Genomic DNA, 21100 nt, shown 5'->3' on the forward strand with positions numbered 1-21100 from the left:
GCACCCCGCACGGGGTGCGGCCGCCGCTCGCCGTGGGGCCGGTCCCTCAGGCGCCGCCGGAGGCGGCCGTCCGCCGGGCGCGGGCGAGGTCGAGGCCGAGGGCGGCGGCGGTGATCAGCCAGACGGCGGCGATCCAGAGCCCCGCCGACGCCGGAGACCCGGACCGTCACCGAGACCCGCCTCTACGGCACCGCGACCGCCCGGTCCTGGGACCGTCTGCACCCGCGGCTGACCCACCGGTCCTCCTGGGTCGCCCAGACCGGCGCCCTGCCGGTGGTCGAGGGCACCGTGATCCGCCTGGAGGTCGACCGCCTGCCCAGCGGCGCCATCCCGAAGCCGGTCTGGCTGTGGTGGTCCGGCACCGACGCCACCACCGCCGACACCGACATGCTCTGGCAGGTGTTCTTGCGTCGCTTCGACATCGAGCACACGTTCCGCCTGTTCAAGCAGACCCTGGGCTGGACCTGCCCGAAGATCCGCGCGCCCGAGGCGGCCGACCGCTGGACCTGGCTGATCCTGGCCGCCTACACCCAACTCCGCCTCGCACGGCCCCTGGCAGCCGACCTCCGCCACCCCTGGGAGAAGCCGGCCGCGCCGAACAAACTCACCCCGGCCCGGGTCCGGCGAGGATTCCGGCACCTCCGCGGCAAGGCCGCCTGCCCAGCCGGTGCACCTAAACCCAGCCGTCCGGGACCGGGACGGCCACCCGGCCGCAAGAACACCCAGCCGACCCCACGCCATGACGTCCACACCGTCGGCAAACCGGACACCGCAAAGCGTCCGACGAAGAGAAACCAACAGGTCAGCAGCCCCCGACCACGCCGCACAGGTTAAAGATCAAGTTAGCGCCCGACCTCGCGGGCGCGGAAGTCCTCGACGGTCTCGCGGCGGATCAGCAGCCGGATCCGCCCGTCCCGGACGGCGGCCACCGCGGGCCGGCCGACCAGGTTGTAGCCGGAGGCCATCGACAGCTGGTAGGCGCCTGCGGCGGGGACGGCCAGCAGGTCGCCCGGCCGCAGGTCGGCGGGCAGGGCGGCGCCGCGGACCAGGACGTCCCCGGCCTCGCAGTGCCGTCCGACGACGTCCATCGGGGCGGTCGGCCCGGTACTGCTGCGGCCGACGGGGCGGACCTGGTAGGCGGAGCCGTACAGCGCCGGGCGCGGGTTGTCGCTCATCCCGCCGTCGACGGCCGCGAAGCGCCGGCCGCTGGCGGTGTGCTTGACCGACAGGACGCGGTAGACGGCGACGCCGGCCGGTCCGGCGATCGAGCGGCCGGGCTCGACGATCAACCGGGGCACGGCGAGGCCGTGTGCGGCGCAGCGCTCGGCCAGCCGGGTCCCGACCGCGGCGGCGAAGCGGGCGGGCTCCAGCTCGCCGTCCCCGGGCAGGTAGCGGATGCCGTGGCCGCCGCCGAGGTCCAGTTCGGGGAGTTCGCGGCCGTGGCGGTCGCGGATCGCCGCCAGCAGGGCGACCAGCCGGTCCACGGCGTGCAGGTAGGGCGCGGTGTCGGTGATCTGCGAGCCCAGGTGGCAGTGCAGCCCGGTCAGGTCGAGGCCCGGCCGGCCGAGGATGCGGGCGACCGCCTCCTCGGCGTCCCCTCCGGCGATCCGGAAGCCGAACTTCTGCCCGTCGCTGCCGGTCTGCACGGCACTGTGGTGTCCGGCGGCGATTCCGGGCGCCACCCGGAGCAGGACGCGCTGCGGGGTGTCGGCGACGGCCAGGGCGGCGAGCCCCGGGATCTCGGAGAGGCTGTCGACGACGATCCGGCCGACCCGCAGCCGCCGGGCGAGCCGCAGCTCCTCCGGGCTCTTGGCGTTGCCGTGCAGCAGGATCCGCTGCGCCGGGAAGCCTGCTGCGGCGGCGAGCCGCAGCTCGCCGGCCGAACAGACGTCCAGTGAGAGGCCCTCCTCGGCGATCCAGTCGGCCATCGCGCTGCACAGGAAGGCCTTGGCGGCGTAGTGCACCTCGGTGTGCGGGAGGGCGCTGCGCCAGGCCCGGGCGCGCCGACGGACCTCGGCCTCGTCCAGGACGTACAGCGGGGTGCCGAAGCGGTCGGCGGCCTCCGCGAGGCCGACACCGCCGATCAGCAGCTCGCCGTCGGGGCCGGGCCGGGCGGAGGCGGGCCAGGGGCTGCCGAGCGGCGGCGAGTCGGCCGGGCCGGCGGCCGGCCGGGGGCCCGCGAGCGGGCGACCGGTGGGCGGGAGGGCGGACAGCGTGGTCATGGCGCGGTGCTCCTGGTGAGGGCGGGTGGGGACGGCGCCGCCGTGGGGCCCGCGGCCGGGGCGAGGGTGCGGAGCACCAGCTCGACCCGGATGCGGGTGGCGCCGGCCCGGCGGAGTTCCGCGACGACGGCGTGCAGCTCACGGGGGCCGGTGCAGGCGAGGAGGAGCTCGAGGTCGGCCTCGCCGGCCAGGGCGAGGCCCGAGCGTACGGCGGGGCAGCGGGCCGTCAGGAGGTCGAAGTCCAGGGGCGCGGGCCCGTGGCAGAGCCGGACGACGGCGTGCAGCGGACGGGGTGTCACCACTGCCGCTCCAGTGGCCGTTCCCCGCCGGGCAGCCCGCGGAGCACGGGCGGGAGCGTGGGGATGACCGGAAGCGTGGGGGCGGCCGGAAGTGCGGCGCCGCCGGGGTGGGGTGCGACCAGTCCGGGGTCGAGGACCAGGCGGTCGATGCCGAGCGGGGCGGTGAGGTCCCGGAGGGCTGGCTCGGTGAGCTCGGCCGCCGCCTGGTCGGGGCCGAGCAGGGTGTGCAGGGCGGCGGCGGAGCTGAAGGCGACCGCGCAGCGGCTGCCGTCACGGTGCCGGAACAGCCGCAGCACCTGCACCGGGCCGGCGGTCCGGACGGGCACGAAACGGACGGCGTGGGCGCCGGTCCCGCCCGGCTCTTCGGGTTCGCCTGGTTCCTCGGGTTCGTCGGGCACGGTGGTGTCGGTGGTCATCGCTTGTCCTCGGGTGCCTGGTCGGGACGGTCGGTGAGGTGTCGTCAGTCGAGGTACTGCAGCGCCGCGCGGCAGTTCCCGGTGGTGCGGGCGTGCTCGGGCTCTGCCCGGACGTCGGCAGCGGCGGCCGGCGGGGGGACGAGGGCAGTGGCCCGCGCCTCGGTCCGGTGCAGCGATCGGCGATTGCCCAGCGGTGCGGAGACGGTGGCGAGGACCTGGTGGTCGGTCACGGCGGGTGTTTCCTTCCGGTGGTCGGACGGGGTGCCCGGTCGCCCGGGGCCCGCTCCACCAGTGGATGCCCTCCGCCCGCCCGCCGCACCGGTTCTTGACGCACGGCCTACGCGGACGGGGCCCGCCTTGACGCGATCCTGACGCCACACCACTCCGCGACAGGGCAGACCGGGGCACGGCACCGCGCCCGCGGAGATCCCTCAGCCGAGGGTGCGGCGGATCCGGCCGGACAGCCGGCGCCAGAGGGCCGTCCCGGGGTGGCTCGTCTCCAGGCGGTCGGCCTCCCGCGCGGCGCGCTCGTGGCCGCTCTCCGCCGCCCAGCGGTACCAGTCGATGGCCTCCCGGAGGTCACCACGGGCCTCGCACGCCCGGGCGCCGTCCATGACGGCGGCGGTGTTGCCGGCCTGCCCGGCCCGCCGGAGCCAGTCCAGAGCGGTGCGGAAGTCGCCGGGGCCGTCGGCCTCCAGGTGGGTCCGTGCCACCTCCCGCATGGCCTTGGTACTGCCGGCCAGGGCGGACTGACGCTGCCACTTCTCGTTATTGGTGGTGTCGAGCTCGGTCATCGCCTGCAGCGCCCTGGGGTCGCCGCCCTCGGCCAGTTCGCGGTACCGCTTGACGGCGCGCTTCCGCAGCCTCCGGCGCTCCTCGGGGTCGTCGGTCCGCTCGCGCAGCTTCAGGCAGAGCCGGGCGATCTCGCGCTTGGCCTCCTTGTCGCCCAGGGCTTCGGCCTGGGTGTAGCAGCGGACGGCGTCCTCCAGCCGGCCGTTCCGCTCGTGCTCGCCGGCCTCCGCCCGCGCGGCGGCCCGGGCGGCCGCGTCGGTGGTGCTGCGGGCCGTCTTCGCCGGCTTCTCCGCGGGCGCGGCAACCGCCTTCGCCGTGGCCTCGGGCGCGGCGGCGGCCTTCTGGCGCGCGGCCGGTTGCGTGGGCGCCTTCGGCGGCGCGGTGGTCGGTGGGGTGGTCTTCGACGGCGCCGCCTTCGACGTGGCGGCCTTCTGGGGTGCGGCCTTCGGCGGCGCTGCCTTCCCGGCCGCGGGCGCCGGGGCGGCGCGGAGGCGTCCGGCTTCCTGGGCCGCGCCGGGGTGTCCCTTCGCGGCGGCGCGCTCGTACCACTCATGGGCCCGGGCCCGCTGGCCGGTCCTCTCCAGCAGGGCGGCCGCCTCGACCATCGACGGGAGGTGGTCGCGCTCGCCGGCCCGGCGGAGGTGGTCGAGTGCCTCGGCGGTCCGTCCTTCCTCCCGCAGGCGGCGGCCGATCGCGTGCAGCGCCTCGGTGTTGCCGGCAGCACCGGCCCGGCGATACCACTCCGCCGACTCGGCCTGCCGCGCGGCGTCCTTGGCGAGGAGCTGGGCGGTCAGCAGCATGCCGTGGGCGTGGCCGGCCTCGGCCGCGCGCCAGTACCAGGCCAGCGCTTCCTGCGGCCGCTTCTCCTTGTGGTACCAGGTGCCCAGCGCCAGCATGGCGTTGCTGTCGCCGTCCAGCGCGGCGGCCCGGTGCCGGCGGAGCGCGGCCTGCTCGGCGGGCGGCATCACCGCCCGGGCCGTGGCGGCCCGTACCCGCAGGACGGCGTCGGCGGCCTTCGGATGGTTGCGCTCGGCGGCCCGCTCGAACCACTGCAGGGCGTCGGGCAGCCCGCCGGGCTCCTGTTCCAGCAGTTCGCCGAGCCTCATGGCGGCGTGCAGGTCGCCGGCCTCGGCCGCCTGGCGGTACAGCGCCCTGATCTTCGGCCGGTGGTGCGGCAGTCGCTGTTCGACGAGGAGCGCCGCCTCCCGGGCACCGGTGGGGTTCCCGCCCTCGGCTGACCGCAGGAACCAGGTCAGCGCTCCCTCCAGGTCGCCGGCCTGTTTGTGGACGGCGGCCAGCCGCCGCATCGCCTCGGTGTCGCCGGCCTCGGCGTCCGGCAGGAACTTCGCCCCGGGTGTGCCCGGCCGCCCCTTCACCGGCGCCGCAGCCGCCCGCGCCGGTACCTGGGCCGGTGCCTTCGCCGGACCGGTCGGCGGACCGGTCGGCGGACCGGTCGGCGGCAGGGTGGTCGGCTCCTCCCCCGGTCCGCCGGACGGTGCGGACGCGAGGCTCCGCTCCCGCAGCGCCCGCGCACCGGCGGCGGGCGGGCCGTCGGCCGTGGGCGTCGGCGTGACCGGCCCGGACCGCACCGACCACGGCCGCCCGGTGCGCATCGGCTCGGCCAGGTCGAGGGCGATCGCCGACCGCTCGTCGACGGCCGCCCGCAGCACCGGCGGCAGCCAGTCCCGGCCCCGCGGTTGGGTGTCCGCGGGCAGCAGACGGGCGAGCTCCGCCGGGCTCGGGCGGTTCTGCGGCTCGGGCTCCAGGCAGGGCCGGACGATCCGCTCCAGCGCCGGCGGCATGCCGTCGAGCTGCGGACTGCCCTGCAGGATGTTCGCGCCGATCTGCATGGCGGAGCCCGGCCCGAACGGGTGCCGGGCGAGGGCGGTGTAGGCGAGGACGAGGCCGAGCGCGAACATGTCGCTGGCCGGGCCGACGCGTTCGTCGCGGAGCTGCTCGGGCGAGGCGAAGGTGGTGGTGCGCAGCGCGACGCCGGTGGCGGTCAGGGTGCCGCCCTGGGCGGGGGCGAGGTGGCGTGCGATGCCGAAGTCGATGACGGCGGGCCCGGTGGCGGCGAGCAGGACGTTGGCCAGTTTGAGGTCGCGGTGCACCAGGCCGGCGGCGTGGATGCCCCGCAGGGCGTCGGTGAGTCCGGTGGCCACCACCCGCCAGGTCCGCTGGGGCAGCGGGGCACCGTGCAGGTCGAGGGCGTCGGCGAGGTCGACGCCGGGGATGTACCGGGCGGCGAACCAGGGTTCGGGGGCGCCGGTGTCGGCGTCGACGACCTCGGCGGTGTACTCGGAGCCGACCGCGCGGGCGGCCTGGACCTCGCGGGCGAACCGGGTGCGGAACCGCTCGGGGGCCTCGGCGAGCCGGTCGGGGCGGACGGTCTTGAGCGCGACCGCGCGGCCGTACTCGGTGCGGGCGAAGTAGACGTTCCCCCAGCCGCCCCGGCCGAGCAGCGCGAACAGCCGGTAGGGGCCGATCAGTTCGGGATCGTCCTCCTGCAGGTGCTCCACTCGCCCCCCTCTGCCCGTGCCGCCGCGCGCCCCGGTCCCGTCCGGTCGCGGCTCGTCCCCTCGAAGCCTGTCCCCTCGAAGCCTGTCTCCTCACGGCCTCCCCCGACCGGGCCGGCCGGTGCCGGTCAGCCGTTTCTCGGTCGTCCGGACCGGCCCGTCGGGGTCAGTCCGTCAGGGTCAGTTCGTCGTCGTGCCGCGGCCGCCTGGGCGGTCTGGCCCGGACTCCCTCGGTGCGCTCGCCCGGCCAGCGCTGTCCGCTGCGGCGGAGCACCACGCCGGGTACCAGCTCGATCTCTTCGTCGGGGCCGAACGCGGCGTACCGGGCGGCGCCGGCGGCGCCCGGGGGCAGGTCATCGCGGTGCGGCAAAGGCCGCCAGGGCGAGGCTGCGCCACCGGGCCGCAGGGTGCGGATCCGGCTGCGGCCCTTGCTGGTGTCCAGCACACGGAGGGTGCCGCGGTGAGCGACGATCACCAGGTGGTGCCGGCTGACGGCCAGTCGGCGCCGTTCGGCGAGGAGTTCGGGATCGATCCGGGCGAGGTGTCCGCGGCCGAGGGCGAACTCGCGACTCTCGTCCTCGGCGAGGTTCTCCCAGGCCTGGCACCGCCCGTCGACGAGGATCTTGAGCTGGAGGCGGGGGCGCCGGGGGCCGGCGTCGGCGAGCAGCGTGCCGTGGCTGCGGCAGACGACCTTGCCGCCGCGGATCGCCGGGCCCGGGTTGCAGCCCTGCCGGGGGCAGCGCCAGGAGCGTTCGAGGATGTCCGCGCGGGGACGGCCCCCGACCATCAGGTTGCGTGCCTTGAGGTCGTCGCGTTCGCCCTCGCGGGAGATCTCCCGGTCGGCGACGACGCGCATGTCCCGCCGGACCAGCCGGACGGGGCCGCCCGCGGGGCGCTCCGGTGTGAGGAAGTGTTCGCGGTCGCCCTGGATCCAGGGGTGGTCGCCGCGGTGGCCGGTGAAGTTGTCGCTGCTGACGACCGGGGTGCCGAAGACCTTCGCGTGGTCGAGCAGGTCGGGGTCGGCCTTGCCGATGGCGGCGATCAGGCCGCGGTCCCGCCACTCGCGCAGCAGGCCTGCCTCCCCCGGGTCGGGGAACTCATCGTCGTGGCGGCGGTCCAGCAGGCTGTTGTCGGCGATCGCGTGAACGGTGACGTCGGGGTCGCCGGTGGTCCGGCAGAGCGCCGCGAGGACGAGCCGCAGCCGTTCCAGGGAGCGGCGGGTGCCGCCGCCGAGCCCGGTCTCGCGGACGATGTTGGAGAGGTCGACCAGGTAGTCGGCCTGGTCCGGTTCGCCCCGGAGGTGGCGCTCCATGCCGCGGAAGGCCGCCAGGTCACTCGCCACGCCCGTCACCCCATGCAGCCGGCCCGCCCCGTACAGCAGTAGAGGCTAGCGATTCCCGCGGCCCGGTATGCCGTTTCTCCGGCAATTCGGGCCCGGGGACCCGCCGGGGTGGTAGGGCCCGCTCCCGAGGGCCTGCGGAGGCCCGGCCGAACGGCTGCGGAAGGCAACGCGGAAGGCCTGCGCAGGGCATAGGGAGGGGCGGGTTCCGGCGGGGCCGCCGGGTGCACGACCGAGCGGGCTCCCGGACGGCCGTCCGGGCTGCGGACGGCCCTTGACATGCCGGTCCACGGCTGGATTACTGGGATCTCCGGCGCCGACCGAACGGTCGGTGGGCATTGGGGCTGGAGGCGTGATGAGCGGCGGCGGCACGGAGCACCACAGGCACGGGGCGCACCGCCTCGGCGAGCCACTGCCCGCCGGACTGCGGGACGCCGGCGAGCTCCTCGACCGGCAGGAACTGGCCGAGCTCCAGCTCCGCAGGCTCCGGCAGACCCTGCGGCACGCGTACGCGAACGTCGAGTTCTACCGCCGCTCCTTCGACGCCGCCGGCGTCCGCCCCGAGGACTGCCGCGCCCTGGCGGACCTGGCACGCTTCCCCTTCACCACCAAGGCCGACCTGCGGGACAACTACCCGTTCGGGATGTTCGCCGTGCCGATGGCGGACGTCCGGCGGGTGCACGCCTCCAGTGGCACCACCGGCCGCCCGACCGTGGTCGGCTACACCGAGAACGACCTGTCGGTCTGGGCGGACGTGGTCGCCCGCTCGATCCGCGCGGCCGGCGGCCGCCCCGGCCATAAGGTGCACATCGCCTACGGCTACGGGCTGTTCACGGGTGGCCTCGGCGCGCACTACGGCGCCGAACGGGCCGGCTGCACGGTGATCCCGGCCTCCGGCGGCATGACGGCCCGCCAGGTGCAGATCATCCGGGACTTCGAACCCGAGATCATCATGGTCACCCCCTCGTACATGCTCACCCTGCTCGACGAGTTCGAGCGGCAGGGCGTCGACCCGCGCAGCACCTCGCTGCGGGTCGGCATCTTCGGCGCCGAGCCGTGGACGGAGGAGATGCGGCGCGAGATCGAGGAGCGCCTCGACCTGCACGCGGTCGACATCTACGGGCTGTCCGAGGTGATCGGTCCCGGCGTCTCCGCCGAGTGCGTGGAGACCAAGGACGGCCTGCACGTCTGGGAGGACCACTTCTACCCCGAGGTGGTCGACCCGCTCTCCGACGAGAGCCTGCCCGACGGCGAGAGCGGCGAGCTCGTCTTCACCTCCCTCACGAAGGAGGCGATGCCCGTCATCCGCTACCGCACCCGCGACCTGACCCGGCTGCTGCCCGGCACCGCCCGCCCGGCGTTCCGCCGGATGGAGAAGGTCACCGGCCGCTCCGACGACATGATCATCCTGCGCGGGGTCAACGTCTTCCCGACCCAGATCGAGGAGATCGTGCTGCGCACCCCGGCGGTGGCGCCGCACTTCCAGCTGGAGCTGACCAGACGCGGCCGGATGGACCACATGGCCGTGCGCGTGGAGTGCCGCCCGGACGCCACCCCCGAGCAGCGCGAGGCTGCGGCCGCCGCCATCGCCGCGGGCGTCAAGGACGGCGTGGGGGTGAGCGTCGCCGTGGAGATCGTGCCGCCGGACACCCTGGAGCGCTCCGTCGGCAAGCTCCGTCGCGTCGTCGACGCGCGCAACCGCTGACCCACCCGCGGGCGCACCGCCGCCCCGGCCGTCCCCGACCGACGGACCGTCAGGCGGGCTCCTCCCCCAGCACCCGGTGGAGCAGGCCGAGCAGGGCGGCGCGGTCGGCGGCCGGCAGCCCCGCGTAGCACTCGGCGAGCACTTCCTCGGCGACGGCGTGGCCGGCCTCCAGCATCCGCTCGCCGGCGGGCGTCAACCGGTGTTCGATGCGCCGGCCGTGCCCTGGGGTCCGCTCGATCAGGCCCTGGGCGACGAGGCGGCCGGCGAGGGTGCCGAAGGCCTGCTCGGTCTGGAAGGTCTCGGCGGCGAGGGTGCGGGCCGAGGCGCCGGGCAGCCGGCCGACGGCGCGCAGCGCGTCCCACTGCGCGAGGGTGGTGCCGACGGCGGCGAGTCCGGTCTCCAGCGCCCGGTGCTGGCGGTACTGGACCTGCTTGACCGCTCTGCCGAGAACCTGCAGCTGACTGTGCATGGGCCGATCCTAAGCCATGACCAAGCTAGCTTATATAAGCATCCTTAGTTATGCTCGGCCCATGACCACCGACCGCGCAGTCGCGCTCCACGACGATCTGACCATCACCCTCTCCGAGAGCGGAGCGGGCCGCCCCGCCCTCGTCCTCCACGGCGGCGGCGGGCCGGCCACCGTGGCGGGCCTCTCGGCCCACCTCGCCCGCACCATGCACACCCTCACCCCCGTGCACCCCGGCTGGGACGGCACCCACCGGCCCGACCGGCTCACCGGCATCGCCGACCTCGCCCTCGTCTACCTGCGCCTGCTGCACGACCGCGGGCTGACGGACGTCCTGGTGGTCGGCTCCTCCCTCGGCGGTTGGATCGCCGCCGAGATGGCCGTCCGGGACACCGCCGGAACGGTCGGCGGCCTGGTCCTGATCAACGCCGTCGGTGTGCACGTCGACGGCGAGCCGATCCGCGACGTCCTCACCCTCGACGCCCGCGGCCTCGCCGAGCACGCCTGGCACGACGCCGAGCGGTACCACGTCGACCCCGCCGGGCTGCCCGCCGCCGAACTCGCCCGCCGCCACGGCAACACCGCCACCATGCGGGCCCTCGCCGGCGACCCCTACATGCACGATCCCCGGCTGCTCGGCCGGCTCGGCCGGGTCGAGGTGCCGGCCCTGCTGATCTGGGGCGAGAGCGACCGGATCGTCACCCCCGCGTACGGCGCCGCGTACGCCCGCGCCTTCGCCGACGGCCGCCTCGCCCTCGTCCCCGCCGCCGGCCACCTCCCCCACATCGAGCAGCCCGAGGCCACCTTCGCCCTCCTCGACGCCCACCTCTCCTGACCGGCCGCGCCCGGCCGGGGCGCGGCCACCACGGTCAGCCGGCGCCGCCGGAGTGCTCCCGGCCATTGGCGTTGAAGCCGGTGAACGGGTGCACACCCGCCGGATCCGCACCCATGTCCGCACCGCCACCGGCCCGCCGGTCGGCGCAGAACCGCCCGGCCAGGTCCGCCAACAGCCGCCGGAACCGGGACGGCGGAGACCCATCACCGCCCGCCCGCACGAAGTGCGGCCTCGGGGGCGGACTCGCCGTTCCCGCGCGGTCGCCGTCCACCGGACACTCCTCACCGCCCCGGCACGTTCGCCGGGGCCGGCCGTTGCCCCACTCCTTCCCGAACGGCCCCCGCCCACACCCGAGGCCCGGAGCGCTACACCGCCGCCGGTTCGGCGCGGCCGCGCAGACGCGCGGGCCGGAGCGCGACGAGGGCGGTGACCGCACCCAGGAACACCGCCGCCGCGGTGAACCCCGCCGCCGGGGCGGCCCGGTCCGCCAGCAGGCCACCGCCGGCAGAGCCCAGGGCGCCGCCCAGGTTGTACGCGGTGTTCACCCAAGCCCCGGCCTCCGTCCGGGCGCCGGGCGGCACCAGGTCCTCGACCAGCAGGTAGCCGGTGACCAGCAGTGCGTCCGTGCAGGCACCCGCCAGGAACAGTCCGAGCGCGGCGCCGGGCGGCGCGAACAGCACGGCCGGCAGCCCGTAGCAGACGGTCGCCGCGGCGGCGAGGAGCAGCAGCCGCCATCCGGGAGCGGCCCGCCAGGCCAGCCGCCCGTACACCAGGCCGCCGACCGCGCCGCCCACCGAGAACAGCGCGAGCAGGGGCCCGGCCGCACCGGCACCCCAGGCGGCGACCACCACGAGTTCGTCGACCGCGAGCGCGGCCGCCACGGCGAGCACCACCGCCAGCAGCGGCGCGAATCCGGGCACCCGCAGCGGACCGAGGACCCGGCCGCCCGCGCCAGCGTCCGCCGGTCCGGCCGCCGGCCGGCCCCGCAGCGCCCGGGCGAACGCGGCGAAGCCGGTCAGGGCGAGGAGGGCGCAGCCGGCGAGCGCCCAGGGCGCGGTGGTGCGGGCCGCCAGCAGACCGCCCAGCACCGGCCCGCCGGCGAAGATCGTCGACTCGGCCACGGTGTCCAGGCTCAGCGCGCACCGCCGCTGCTCCTCGCCGTCGGTCAGCTCGCCCCAGACCGTGCGCATCAGCGGCCCCACGGGCGGCGGGAAGACGCCGACCGCCGCGGCCAGCGGCACGGCCGCCCAGGCCGGCAGACCTGCCGCCGCACCGGCCGCCAGCACCAGCAGCAGCAGGGTGTAACAGCACGTCAGGACCATCAGTGCGGCGGGCCGGCGGGACACCAGCCGGGCCCGGGCCGGGCCGAGCAGCGCCGAGACCAGGCCGAACACGCCGGCGGCCGAACCGGCCGCCGCGTACGAGCCGGTGCCGTCGCGGAGCGCGAGCAGCAGCGGCAACGGGAGGACGCCGTAGCTCAGCCGGGCGAGGAGCGCTGCGGCGAACGGTGCACGGGCATGCGGAAGGGAGAGGACAGCGCGATAGCCGGCGCTGCCCCGGAAGGATCGGGACACGGGTGATCTCCGGTACGGGAAGCGGACATGACGGGTCGACGGATCGCCGCCCGGTCTCACCCGTGGAGGGGGCGAGGGGCGGCCGCGGTCGACCTGTCAGTGCGGCCCGGAGATGTCCATGCCGGGATCCTACGACCACCCCCACCCGGCCACCACCGCCTTCACCGAACCGGGCTCCCCCGCCGCCGTACCCGTGGCGGACGGCGGCACGGTGCGCAGTGATCGACGTTCTGGTGCGCCGACCCGGTCGAGCCCTCACGCGCTCGCCCGCCGGGTTCTGGTTGGATGCCGCCATGAGCACAGGCACCCACGCGGAATCCGGTCTGACGAAGAGCATCTGGAGCGACGCCGACTTCGACGACATGGGATGGCACTACGTCACCATCCACGGTCTCTGCGTGCAGCCGGGCGACTCCGCCGACTCACTGCCACGGCTGGTGCTCGACATCGACTACATCATCAAGTGGGTGCATCCCGTCGCGCCGGAGAAGCACTTCAGCTTCTGGATCGCGCCCTCCACGCTGGTGTTCGAGGATGTCTGGGATATCGAGGGCGACCTCGCCTTCAAGGGAACGGCCCTGAGTCTCGACATCGACCAGCTGCGACGCTCGACCCCGGAGGACGACCGCGGCGGCCCGCAGTGGCACATCGAGGGCCACTTCTTCGAGCTCACGTTCCGCGCCACGGGCTTCCGGCAGTACCTGCGGCAGGCACCCCGACACGCGCCGCGGCTCGCCCTCTCGCACGGTGAGCGCGGAGGACTCTGCTTCGCCGAGACCGCCTTCGCCTGAAGTCGGCCCGGCTGCGGGGCCTGCGCACCCGGGCGGCCCCGCTCAGGCGAAGAAGGCGCTCATGCCGTCGACGTCCGAGAGGTAGCTGTCGATCGCGGTGATCAGGCCGTCCTGCACGGTGAGAACGGTTGCGAGGTGTTCGTCGAGTTCGCGGCCGTCGGCCGCGCGGGCGGTGTTGTGGAGCGAGAGGGCGACGCCGAGCTGTCCGACGAGGACGTGGAGCAGTTCGGTGCGGACGCCGCGTCCGGCGATCTCCCAGGCGCGCGCCACGGCGGCGTCCCGTCCGTGCACGGTGCCGGAGATCGTTCCGCTGCCCGGCATCGACCAGGCGACGGACTCGGCCAGCAGTGCCCGCAGCGCCGTCTCGTCGCGCGCCCGGAACGCGGCCAGGAACCGCTCCGCGACCTGTGCGTGTCCGCTGTTCTCCGCCATTCCGGCTCCTCCCGCTGGCAGTTCGTCCTGTCCCGACCCTAGGCCGCCGCGCGGCCGCCCCTGCGCCGTCAGAGCGGTGGTGTTGATACCGGTGTCAGCAACACCATGACGGCCGGGCCGGCCACCGGCCGCCGCCCCGACGGAAATCCGTCCGTTTACCGGTCAGTAGCGAATTCGTCCCGGAGCCTTGACGCATCCTTTGCCGCTCGCGATTCTCGGGTGGATCCAGCACGGCATGCGCAGTACAAATCCCCCCACCGCCTCCCGATGAAGCGAGGTGCGATCTCTTGACCACGCATCACCGCCGCAGAAGCCGCGCAACCACCACCCTCGTGGCGCTGCTTCTCGCCCTCACCGCCGGCGCCTTCGGCGCCGTGCAAGGCCCCGCGGCCCGCGCCGCGGACGGCTGGTGGGAGCCCGCGGCCCGCCCCGCGCCCGACTCGCAGATCAACGTGACGGGAGCGCCGTTCACCGGCACCGACGCCGACGGCAAGGTCCGCGGCTTCGTGGACGCGCACAACCACCTGATGTCCAACGAGGGTTTCGGCGGCCGCATCATCTGCGGCGCGACCTTCTCCGAGAAGGGCGCGGCGGACGCGCTCAAGGACTGCCCGGAGCACTATCCCGACGGTGCGCTCGCCCTGTTCGAGAACGTCACCGGCGGCGCCGACGGCCACCACGACCCGGTCGGCTGGCCGACCTTCAAGGACTGGCCGGCACACGACTCGCTGAGCCACCAGCAGAACTACTACGCCTGGGTGGAGCGCGCCTGGCGCGGCGGCCAGCGCGTCCTGGTCAACGACCTCGTCACCAACGGGCTGCTGTGCTCCATCTACCCGTTCAAGGACCGCAGCTGCGACGAGATGACGGCCATCCGGCTGGAGGCGCAGAAGAGCTACGACCTGCAGGCGTACGTCGACCGGATGTACGGCGGGCCGGGCAAGGGCTGGTTCCGGATCGTCACCGACAGCGCCCAGGCGCGCCAGGTGATCGAGCAGGGCAAGCTGGCGGTCGTCCTCGGCGTGGAGACCTCGGAGCCGTTCGGCTGCAAGCAGATCCTGGACATCGCCCAGTGCAACGAGGGCGACATCGACCGCGGCCTCGACGAGCTGTACAGGCTCGGTGTGCGCAGCATGTTCCTGTGCCACAAGTTCGACAACGCGCTCTGCGGTGTCCGGTTCGACGAGGGCACGATCGGTGTCGCGGTCAACGCCGGGCAGTTCCTGTCGACCGGCACGTTCTGGAAGACCGAGAAGTGCGCCGGCCCGCAGCACGACAACCCGATCGGCCTGCCGACCGCGCAGGCGGCGTCCCTGCTGCCGGAGGGCGTCCGGATCCCGACCTACGCGGGCGACGCCCAGTGCAACACCCGCGGCCTCACCCGACTCGGCGAGTACGCCGTCCGCGGCATGATGCAGCGTCACATGATGCTGGAGGTCGACCACATGAGCGTGAAGGCGGCTGACCGGGCCTTCGAGTTGCTGGAGTCCGAGGCGTACCCGGGCGTGATCTCCAGCCACAGCTGGATGGACCTGCAGTGGACGGAGCGGCTGTACCGCCTCGGCGGGTTCGCCGCGCAGTACGCGCACTCCGCGGAGGGCTTCGTCGCCGAAGCGCACCGTACGGAGGCGCTGCGCGACCGCTACCACGTCGGCTACGGCTACGGCACGGACCTGAACGGGGTCGGCGGCTGGCCGGGCCCGGTCGGCGAGGACGCCCCCAATGCGGTGCACTACCCCTTCCGCAGCGCCGACGGCGGTTCGCTGATCGACCGGCAGGTCACCGGCGACCGCACCTGGGACTTCAACAAGGACGGCATGGCGCACGACGGCCTCGTGCCGGACTGGATCGAGCAGATGCGACTCAGCGGCGGCCAGGACGTGGTCGACGACCTGATGCACGGGGCCCAGTCCTACCTGGACACCTGGAAGGCCACGGAGGGCCACCGCGCGGGCACCGACCTCGCCGCGGGCCGGCCCGCCGCTGCCAGTTCCTCCGAGTGGGCCCTGTTCACCAGCTACAAGCCCGACCGGGCGGTGGACGGCAACCGCGGCACCCGCTGGGCGAGCGGCTGGAGCGACGACCAGTGGCTGCAGGTGGACCTCGGTTCGGTGCGGACGGTGAACCGGGTCACCCTCGACTGGGAGCGCGCCTACGGCAGGGAGTACCGCATCGAGCTGTCGGCGGACGGCGGCGCCTGGCGCACCGCCTGGTCGACCGCCGCCGGCAACGGCGGCATCGACACCGCCTTCTTCGACCCGGCCCCGGCCCGCTACGTGCGGGTGCACGGCGTCAAGCGCGCCACCGGCTGGGGCTACTCGCTGTACGAGGTCGGCGTCTTCGGTCCCTGACGGGGCCGGCAGCGACGAGCGGGGCCGGCGTCCGGACGGACGCCGGCCCCACCACGTTCGGCGGAAAGGGTCCCGGTCAGGCCGCCGGGGGCTGCACCTGCGCCGCCGCGGCCGGCTCCTCCGCGGCGGCCGGGTCCGCCCCGGAGCCGGTCGGGAGGCGCCTGCCGAGGCAGACGAAGAGCAGGACGAGCCCGGCGGTCAGCAGGATGTGCCCGAGGCCGGCGATCCCGGCGATCGCCGCGCCGCTCTCGTGGCCGAGCACGGTCAGCGTGCCGTGCACGGCCATCATGCCGACGGTCAGCGCGAGGCCCGCGTTGTAGATCCAGAAGAACCACGGGAAGAGTCTGCTGCCGGTCAGCCCGAACTGCTTCTCCAGCACCAGCACGATCAGGAAGAAGAGCATCCCGAGGGCGAGCAGATGGGTGTGGACGACGCCGAGTTGGGAGTCTCCGACGAAGTCCTCGGCCTTGGTGAGCTCGCGGTAGTACAGGCCGCTGACCACGCCGAGGATCATGTAGATGTGCGCTGTGTTGAGGATACTCCGCATACGTGCTCGCCTCCGGTCCGCGTCGGCTTCTTGACGCCCCACCCTCACCCGGACTCTGATGATCCATCAACCGGATCGTCGGTAAAGATCCCGTCACCTCCGGCTCGCCGCCGCACCCCGCCCTCCCCCGCGACCGGCAGGCCGGGGCGTAGGCTCGCCGCATGGCGGACACGGGGTTCACGGTGCGGGTGATCGGCCGGGTGGAGTCGCCGCTGCGGACCCGGGCCGAGGCCCCGAAGCAGGGCGACGAGGGCGGCCCGGACGCCTGGCTGGTCTTCGAGCCGGAGGTGGCCCGGGGCCTGCGCGAACTGGCGGCGGGCCAGGAGGTCCTGCTGCTGACCTGGCTCGACCGCGCCGACCGCGGGGTGCTCGCCGTGCACCCGCGCGGCGACCTCGCCCGCCCGGAGACCGGCGTCTTCGCCACCCGCTCCCCGGACCGCCCCAATCCCATCGGGCTGCACCGCGTCACGATCCTCGCCGTCGAGGGGCTGCGCCTGCGTGTCAGCGACCTGGAGGCCCTGGACGGCACCCCGGTCCTGGACGTCAAGCCGGTCCTCCCCGGCTCCGCCGAACGCTGAGCCACATGCCGGCCGACGCCGGCTCACGACCAACTCCGCTGCCTCACCGACCTCTTGCCAATTGGTATAGGCCAATCGTAGGCTCCAGGCGGCTGACGGTGCGTCGGGTCCGCACCGCCGCGCCCGCAGGCTCCCCGGGTTCGCACCTCTCCCCCACAACCGGCCCGAATCCGTACGAGGAGAACCATGTCCTGGACCCGCAGAGTCCTCGCCGCCGGCGTCCTGACGGCCGGCGCGCTGGCCGCGACCGCCGGCACGGCCGGCGCGCACGGCTCACTGTTCGGCCCCACCAGCCGGGTGGCGGCCTGCTACGCCGAGGGCCCCGAGCACCCCCAGTCCCAGGTCTGCAAGGACCTCGTCGCGATGAGCGGGACCCAGCCGCTGTACGACTGGAACGAGGTCAACATCGCCGACGCCAACGGGCGCAGCCAGCAGATCATCCCGGACGGCAAGCTGTGCTCGGCCAACCGCGACAAGTACAAGGCGCTCGACATGGCCCGCACCGACTGGCCGGCGACCTCCGTCACCGCGGGCAGCAACACCTTCAACTTCCGCGTCACCGCCCCGCACCAGGGCGTCATGACGCTCTACATCACCAAGAGCGGCTACAACCCGACCCAGCCGCTCAGGTGGTCGGACCTCGACCTGGCCAACCCGGTCGCCCAGTACGCCACCGGGCGGACGGCGACCAACGGCTACTACACCTTCAACGGCACGCTGCCCGGCCGCACCGGCCGCCAGCTGGTGTACCTGGTCTGGCAGCGCACCGACAGCCCGGAGGCGTTCTACGGCTGCTCGGACGTCGACTTCGGCGGTTCGGCGGCCGCGGCCGGCCTCGCGGCCCCGGTCGCGCCCGGCACGCCGACCGAGCAGCAGCTCGTCGCCGACGCGTCCAAGTCCACCGTGAGCTACCACGACCACGGCGCGGCGGCGGCCGCGGCGACCGCGGAGCTCGCGGCGGCCCCGGCCCCGCTGGCCGGCGGTTCGGCCTCCTCGGCCGTGCTGCTGGGCGTGGTGGGTCTGTCGCTGGTCTCGGCCGGCGCGTCCGGGGTCTACCTGTACCGGCGCACCCGGACGGTGGCCGCCGCCGTCTGACCGGTCACCTCTGCCGGGCCGGACACGCACCGCGCGTCCGGCCCGGCAGGGCACTTCTTGGGACAACTCCGCCACCCCGGACCGGTGTTGATCGGGAGTCGGGCGGATCACAGCTCCGCAACGCACCGGGCCGCCCGGCCTACGGCGGCGATAGCGTCGGCGCGCCTCGCACCGCCGTCCCTGGGGAGCCCATGCGCGTCCGCACCACCGCCCTCGTCTGCACCGCCGTCCTCGCGGCCGCGACCGCGTGCGCCGACCCCGGTCCGGGGGCCTCGTCCGCCGGGCCCGGCGCGGCTCCGGCCTCCGGTCCGACCTGGGCGGTCGGCGACGCCGCCGCCGTCACCAAGCGCCTGCTCGCCACCGGACTGCCGGTGAAGCTGACCGCCACGTACAGCGGCGCCGACGACCCGGACGGGCTGCTCGGCCGGCCCCGGCAGTACACGTCGAAGGCCGCCTTCGACGACACCCGGGTGTCGAACAGCCCACTGGCCAAGGAGGAGGCCGCCGGGCACCGGCGCGACGCCGTCTCCTACGGCGGTGCCGTCGAGGTCTTCGCGGCCCCGGAGGACGCCGAGGCGCGGGCCGGTGACCTGGCCGGCCGGCCGCAGTCCACCGGCGGTGGCGCCCGGCCCGACTACGTCTACCGCTCGGGCGTGGTCGTCGTCCGGGTCTCGCACCTGCTGACGCCGGAGCAGGCGCAGGCCTACGCGAGGGCGGTCGGCTGACGGACCGCCGGGCGGGCGGAGGCGCCCGGCCGGATTGTCGGTCGCCCGCGCCACTCCGGCAACCCGGTGACCGGGCCGGCGGCACGGCGCCCGCCACCGCGGGCCGTGGGGAGGCAGCGGCCCGGCACCTCTGGAATCCTGGCCGTACCACGCCCCCACGCCCAGCGAGGAGCGGACATGTCCGGACAGTTCGAGGCGACCGTCGAGATCGACCGGCCGGTGGACCAGGTCTTCGCCTATCTGGCGGACGGCCGGCACGACCCGGAGTTCAGCCCGCGGGTCCAGCGGATCACCAAGTCGCCGGACGGGCCGACCGCCGTCGGCACGGTCTTCCGCAGCACGGTGAAGGACGCCGGGATGAAGACCGCACGCGAGTTCCGCATCACCCGGTTGGAGGCACCCAGCACGGTCCGGTGGGCCGAGCAGAGCAAGAACCTCATCACCGCCGAGGGCGGCTACGACCTCGAAGCGCTGCCGGACGGCCGGACCAGGGTGCGGATCTTCAACGAGCTGGAGGGCCACGGCCTCGGCAAGCTGCTGCTCGGCCCGGCCCTGCACGCCGCCCGCAAGGACGCGCCGGCCTTCGGCGAGCGGATCAAGAGCGCGGTCGAGCACTCCTGACGCCCCGCGGTCCGCCGCGGCCCGGGGCGGCGTGGCCGCCCCGCCGGGGCAACCGGTCGGCACACCGCCGCAGTTGCCGTCCCGGCGGGCTCCGGCCACCGTGGGAAGGTGGAGCGCCGCCAGGGCCGTCGGGACGGCCCCGGGTCCGGCGGATCACCGCCGGAGGGGCTCCGCGCCGAGCACGCCGGCCGGTCCGTGCGCGCGCCTCCCCGACCTCCGCGTCCGTGAGGCGCCCTGCCGGCCCGAGCGCAAGGGAGCAGGACATGACCGAGGCCCGACCCGGAGTCGACGGGCAGCTCGCCGCCGGAGCGGCGCCCGCCGCGGCCCGGCCGGACGGCCACCGCACAGAGGCGGTCACGGACCTCCGGCGGATCGGCATCCACCCGGACCACTGGTACCCGGTGGCCGTGTCGCGGAAGGTCCGGCCGCAGCGCACCTTCGCCGCCGTCTTCGCGGGCGAGCGGATCGCGCTGTACCGCGGCCGGAGCGGCAGGGTGTACGCGCTGGAGGACCGCTGCGCGCACCGCCAGGTGCCGCTCAGCATGGGCGTGGTGGAGGACGACATCCTGCGCTGCTGCTACCACGCCTGGGCCTACCGCGGGAACGGCCGCATCTCGCAGATCCCGTACCTGCCGAAGGGCTGCGAGCGGCCGCCGCGCGGCGTCCGGTCGTTCCCGGTGCGGGAGGCCTTCGGGCTGGTGTTCGTCTTCCCCGGCGATCCGGAGAAGGCCGAGTCGGCACCGTTCCCGGTGCTGCCGGAGTTCGGCTCGCCCACGCACCGGACGATGACCTTCTCCCGCACGGTGAAGTGCCACTACTCGTTCATGCACGAGAACCTGCTCGACATGAACCACCAGTTCCTGCACCGCGGCGTGCTGGGCCGGATCAAGCCCGAACTGCTCGGCTACGAGACCGGGCCGCGCTTCGTGGAGGCCCGCTACCTCTTCGTGCCGGCCGGCGGCCGGAAGGACCGCGGCGCGGGCCTGCTCTCCGCGGAGGGCCTCGGCGGCAAGGAGCGCCCGGACGTCATCACCATCCGCACCGAGTACCCGTACCAGACGCTGCACGACGTGCCGGAGGACGCCGAACTCCCGGCGTTCTCGCTCTGGGCGGCGTACGTGCCGGAGGACGCGGAGCAGCGCACCAACCACGCCTACGGTCTGCTGATGATCGCGAAGCCGCCCGTCCCGGGGGCGCTGCACGTGGCCTGGCCGTTCATCCGGCGGTTCACCGAGCGCGTCTTCGCCCAGGACCGGATGGCGGTCGAGGCCGAACAGCGGGCCTGGGACGAGCAGGGCGAGGACCGCAACCACGAGGTGTTCCCGCTCATCCTGGACGTCCGCGACGTGCTGCGCAGCAACGGGGTGCCGCTGTCGGCGCAGCAGGAGGCGGGCGCCGGCGGGGCGCCGTCCGCCAACGGCTCCGCCGCCGGTGCCGGCGACGGCCGCGCCGAGGCGTCCGCCGAACCGCAGCCGGCCGATCGGAGGCAGCCGTGAAGGACCTGAAGTTCGAGCAGAAGCGTTCGCTGTCGCGGATCGAGGCAGCGGCGCAACTGGAGGCACTGGCGGCCGCACTGCGCCACGGCGGTTCGGCCGAGCTGGAGCTCGGCCCCGGGGTGCTGACGCTCCGCGTGCCCGACGAGCTGCGCACCGAGCTGGAGGTGGAGGCGGGCGAGGGCGAGATCGAGGTGGAGATCGAGCTCAAGTGGTCGACCGGGGAGAACGGGGAGGGCTGAGCGGACCGGAGCGCCGCAGGGTCCGATCCCGCCTGCGGTGACGCGAGTTGGGGCCGGCGGG

The 21100-nt window shown here is 74.8% G+C and carries 20 protein-coding genes and 1 pseudogene; 11 read left to right on the forward strand and 10 right to left on the reverse strand.

Going from position 1 to position 21100, the window contains the following annotated elements; genetic code table 11:
* Nucleotides 1-147: 147 nt before the first annotated feature.
* A pseudogene (locus tag KSNIM_RS03510) lies at nt 148-834 on the forward strand (transposase); the annotation flags it as partial.
* Between the two features lie 8 nt (nt 835-842).
* Here the strand turns inward: KSNIM_RS03510 and lysA are convergent.
* From lysA to KSNIM_RS03540, 6 genes are all read right to left on the reverse strand, one after another.
* Nucleotides 843-2222 carry a diaminopimelate decarboxylase gene (gene lysA, locus KSNIM_RS03515; protein WP_263101729.1) on the reverse strand — a complete coding sequence of 460 codons (1380 nt, stop codon included), beginning with the start codon at nt 2220-2222 and terminating at the stop codon, nt 843-845.
* Nucleotides 2219-2524 carry a hypothetical protein gene (locus tag KSNIM_RS03520; protein WP_263101730.1) on the reverse strand — a complete coding sequence of 102 codons (306 nt, stop codon included), beginning with the start codon at nt 2522-2524 and terminating at the stop codon, nt 2219-2221. The genes lysA and KSNIM_RS03520 overlap by 4 nt, the downstream gene beginning before the upstream one ends.
* Nucleotides 2518-2937, reverse strand: a complete 420-nt coding sequence (locus KSNIM_RS03525; RefSeq protein ID WP_263101731.1) for an SAV_915 family protein — start codon at nt 2935-2937, stop codon at nt 2518-2520. Before KSNIM_RS03525 ends, KSNIM_RS03520 begins: the two co-directional genes overlap by 7 nt.
* Nucleotides 2938-2981: 44 nt before the next feature.
* A complete protein-coding gene (locus tag KSNIM_RS03530; RefSeq protein ID WP_263101732.1) occupies nt 2982-3167 on the reverse strand; it encodes a hypothetical protein in 186 nt (61 codons plus the stop codon).
* A gap of 201 nt (nt 3168-3368) precedes the next feature.
* Nucleotides 3369-6248 (reverse strand): serine/threonine-protein kinase, encoded by a 2880-nt coding sequence (locus KSNIM_RS03535; RefSeq protein WP_263101733.1) that lies wholly within the window; start codon nt 6246-6248, stop codon nt 3369-3371.
* Nucleotides 6249-6411: 163 nt separating this feature from the next.
* Nucleotides 6412-7587 carry an FHA domain-containing protein gene (locus KSNIM_RS03540; protein ID WP_263101734.1) on the reverse strand — a complete coding sequence of 392 codons (1176 nt, stop codon included), beginning with the start codon at nt 7585-7587 and terminating at the stop codon, nt 6412-6414.
* 352 nt (nt 7588-7939) lie between these two features.
* Between KSNIM_RS03540 and paaK the strand changes: the two genes are divergently transcribed.
* Nucleotides 7940-9289 carry a phenylacetate--CoA ligase PaaK gene (gene paaK, locus KSNIM_RS03545; protein WP_263101735.1) on the forward strand — a complete coding sequence of 450 codons (1350 nt, stop codon included), beginning with the start codon at nt 7940-7942 and terminating at the stop codon, nt 9287-9289.
* Between the two features lie 49 nt (nt 9290-9338).
* On the opposite strand, the gene KSNIM_RS03550 is transcribed toward paaK, so the two are convergent.
* Nucleotides 9339-9758: a MarR family winged helix-turn-helix transcriptional regulator gene (locus KSNIM_RS03550; protein ID WP_263101736.1), complete on the reverse strand. Its 420-nt coding sequence runs from the start codon at nt 9756-9758 to the stop codon at nt 9339-9341.
* Nucleotides 9759-9819: 61 nt separating this feature from the next.
* On the opposite strand from KSNIM_RS03550, the gene KSNIM_RS03555 reads away from it, so the two are divergent.
* Nucleotides 9820-10590, forward strand: coding sequence for an alpha/beta fold hydrolase (locus KSNIM_RS03555; RefSeq protein ID WP_263101737.1), 771 nt, complete (start codon nt 9820-9822; stop codon nt 10588-10590).
* A gap of 365 nt (nt 10591-10955) precedes the next feature.
* Here the strand turns inward: KSNIM_RS03555 and KSNIM_RS03560 are convergent, their stop codons facing one another.
* On the reverse strand, nt 10956-12164 hold the full coding sequence (locus tag KSNIM_RS03560; RefSeq protein ID WP_263101738.1) for an MFS transporter: 1209 nt from the start codon (nt 12162-12164) through the stop codon (nt 10956-10958).
* Nucleotides 12165-12457: 293 nt separating this feature from the next.
* Here KSNIM_RS03560 and KSNIM_RS03565 point away from each other — a divergent pair, with 293 nt between their 5' ends.
* Entirely contained in the window at nt 12458-12955 is a 498-nt protein-coding gene (locus KSNIM_RS03565) for a hypothetical protein (protein ID WP_263101739.1), read from the forward strand.
* A gap of 42 nt (nt 12956-12997) precedes the next feature.
* Here the strand turns inward: KSNIM_RS03565 and KSNIM_RS03570 are convergent, their stop codons facing one another.
* Entirely contained in the window at nt 12998-13387 is a 390-nt protein-coding gene (locus KSNIM_RS03570) for a nuclear transport factor 2 family protein (protein ID WP_263101740.1), read from the reverse strand.
* Between the two features lie 332 nt (nt 13388-13719).
* On the opposite strand from KSNIM_RS03570, the gene KSNIM_RS03575 reads away from it, so the two are divergent.
* On the forward strand, nt 13720-15738 hold the full coding sequence (locus KSNIM_RS03575; RefSeq protein ID WP_411543651.1) for a discoidin domain-containing protein: 2019 nt from the start codon (nt 13720-13722) through the stop codon (nt 15736-15738).
* A 76-nt stretch (nt 15739-15814) separates the two neighbouring features.
* On the opposite strand, the gene KSNIM_RS03580 is transcribed toward KSNIM_RS03575, so the two are convergent.
* On the reverse strand, nt 15815-16285 hold the full coding sequence (locus KSNIM_RS03580) for a DUF2871 domain-containing protein (RefSeq protein WP_263101741.1): 471 nt from the start codon (nt 16283-16285) through the stop codon (nt 15815-15817).
* 161 nt (nt 16286-16446) lie between these two features.
* Between KSNIM_RS03580 and tsaA the strand changes: the two genes are divergently transcribed.
* The 6 genes from tsaA to KSNIM_RS03610 all read left to right on the forward strand — a co-directional run bounded on the left by tsaA (nt 16447) and on the right by KSNIM_RS03610 (nt 21039).
* A complete protein-coding gene (gene tsaA, locus KSNIM_RS03585; protein WP_263101742.1) occupies nt 16447-16863 on the forward strand; it encodes a tRNA (N6-threonylcarbamoyladenosine(37)-N6)-methyltransferase TrmO in 417 nt (138 codons plus the stop codon).
* 186 nt (nt 16864-17049) lie between these two features.
* Entirely contained in the window at nt 17050-17958 is a 909-nt protein-coding gene (locus KSNIM_RS03590; protein ID WP_263101743.1) for a lytic polysaccharide monooxygenase, read from the forward strand.
* Nucleotides 17959-18149: 191 nt separating this feature from the next.
* Nucleotides 18150-18683 (forward strand): hypothetical protein, encoded by a 534-nt coding sequence (locus KSNIM_RS03595; protein ID WP_263101744.1) that lies wholly within the window; start codon nt 18150-18152, stop codon nt 18681-18683.
* A gap of 177 nt (nt 18684-18860) precedes the next feature.
* Nucleotides 18861-19304 (forward strand): SRPBCC family protein, encoded by a 444-nt coding sequence (locus KSNIM_RS03600; protein WP_263101745.1) that lies wholly within the window; start codon nt 18861-18863, stop codon nt 19302-19304.
* Between the two features lie 263 nt (nt 19305-19567).
* On the forward strand, nt 19568-20800 hold the full coding sequence (locus KSNIM_RS03605; RefSeq protein WP_263101746.1) for an aromatic ring-hydroxylating oxygenase subunit alpha: 1233 nt from the start codon (nt 19568-19570) through the stop codon (nt 20798-20800).
* Entirely contained in the window at nt 20797-21039 is a 243-nt protein-coding gene (locus tag KSNIM_RS03610) for an amphi-Trp domain-containing protein (protein WP_263101747.1), read from the forward strand. The genes KSNIM_RS03605 and KSNIM_RS03610 overlap by 4 nt, the downstream gene beginning before the upstream one ends.
* Nucleotides 21040-21100 lie beyond the last annotated feature (61 nt).

Source organism: Kitasatospora sp. DSM 101779, assembly GCF_025655475.1.
Classification (GTDB): domain Bacteria; phylum Actinomycetota; class Actinomycetes; order Streptomycetales; family Streptomycetaceae; genus Kitasatospora.

Bases quoted from the DNA above. Each gene is read 5' to 3' on its own strand.
- lysA (WP_263101729.1), bottom strand. From the start codon at position 2,222: ATGACCACGCTGTCCGCCCTCCCGCCCACCGGTCGCCCGCTCGCGGGC.
- KSNIM_RS03525 (WP_263101731.1), bottom strand. From the start codon at position 2,937: ATGACCACCGACACCACCGTGCCCGACGAACCCGAGGAACCAGGCGAA.
- paaK (WP_263101735.1), top strand. From the start codon at position 7,940: ATGAGCGGCGGCGGCACGGAGCACCACAGGCACGGGGCGCACCGCCTC.
- KSNIM_RS03550 (WP_263101736.1), bottom strand. From the start codon at position 9,758: ATGCACAGTCAGCTGCAGGTTCTCGGCAGAGCGGTCAAGCAGGTCCAG.
- KSNIM_RS03555 (WP_263101737.1), top strand. From the start codon at position 9,820: ATGACCACCGACCGCGCAGTCGCGCTCCACGACGATCTGACCATCACC.
- KSNIM_RS03565 (WP_263101739.1), top strand. From the start codon at position 12,458: ATGAGCACAGGCACCCACGCGGAATCCGGTCTGACGAAGAGCATCTGG.
- KSNIM_RS03570 (WP_263101740.1), bottom strand. From the start codon at position 13,387: ATGGCGGAGAACAGCGGACACGCACAGGTCGCGGAGCGGTTCCTGGCC.
- KSNIM_RS03580 (WP_263101741.1), bottom strand. From the start codon at position 16,285: ATGCGGAGTATCCTCAACACAGCGCACATCTACATGATCCTCGGCGTG.
- tsaA (WP_263101742.1), top strand. From the start codon at position 16,447: ATGGCGGACACGGGGTTCACGGTGCGGGTGATCGGCCGGGTGGAGTCG.
- KSNIM_RS03590 (WP_263101743.1), top strand. From the start codon at position 17,050: ATGTCCTGGACCCGCAGAGTCCTCGCCGCCGGCGTCCTGACGGCCGGC.
- KSNIM_RS03595 (WP_263101744.1), top strand. From the start codon at position 18,150: ATGCGCGTCCGCACCACCGCCCTCGTCTGCACCGCCGTCCTCGCGGCC.
- KSNIM_RS03600 (WP_263101745.1), top strand. From the start codon at position 18,861: ATGTCCGGACAGTTCGAGGCGACCGTCGAGATCGACCGGCCGGTGGAC.
- KSNIM_RS03605 (WP_263101746.1), top strand. From the start codon at position 19,568: ATGACCGAGGCCCGACCCGGAGTCGACGGGCAGCTCGCCGCCGGAGCG.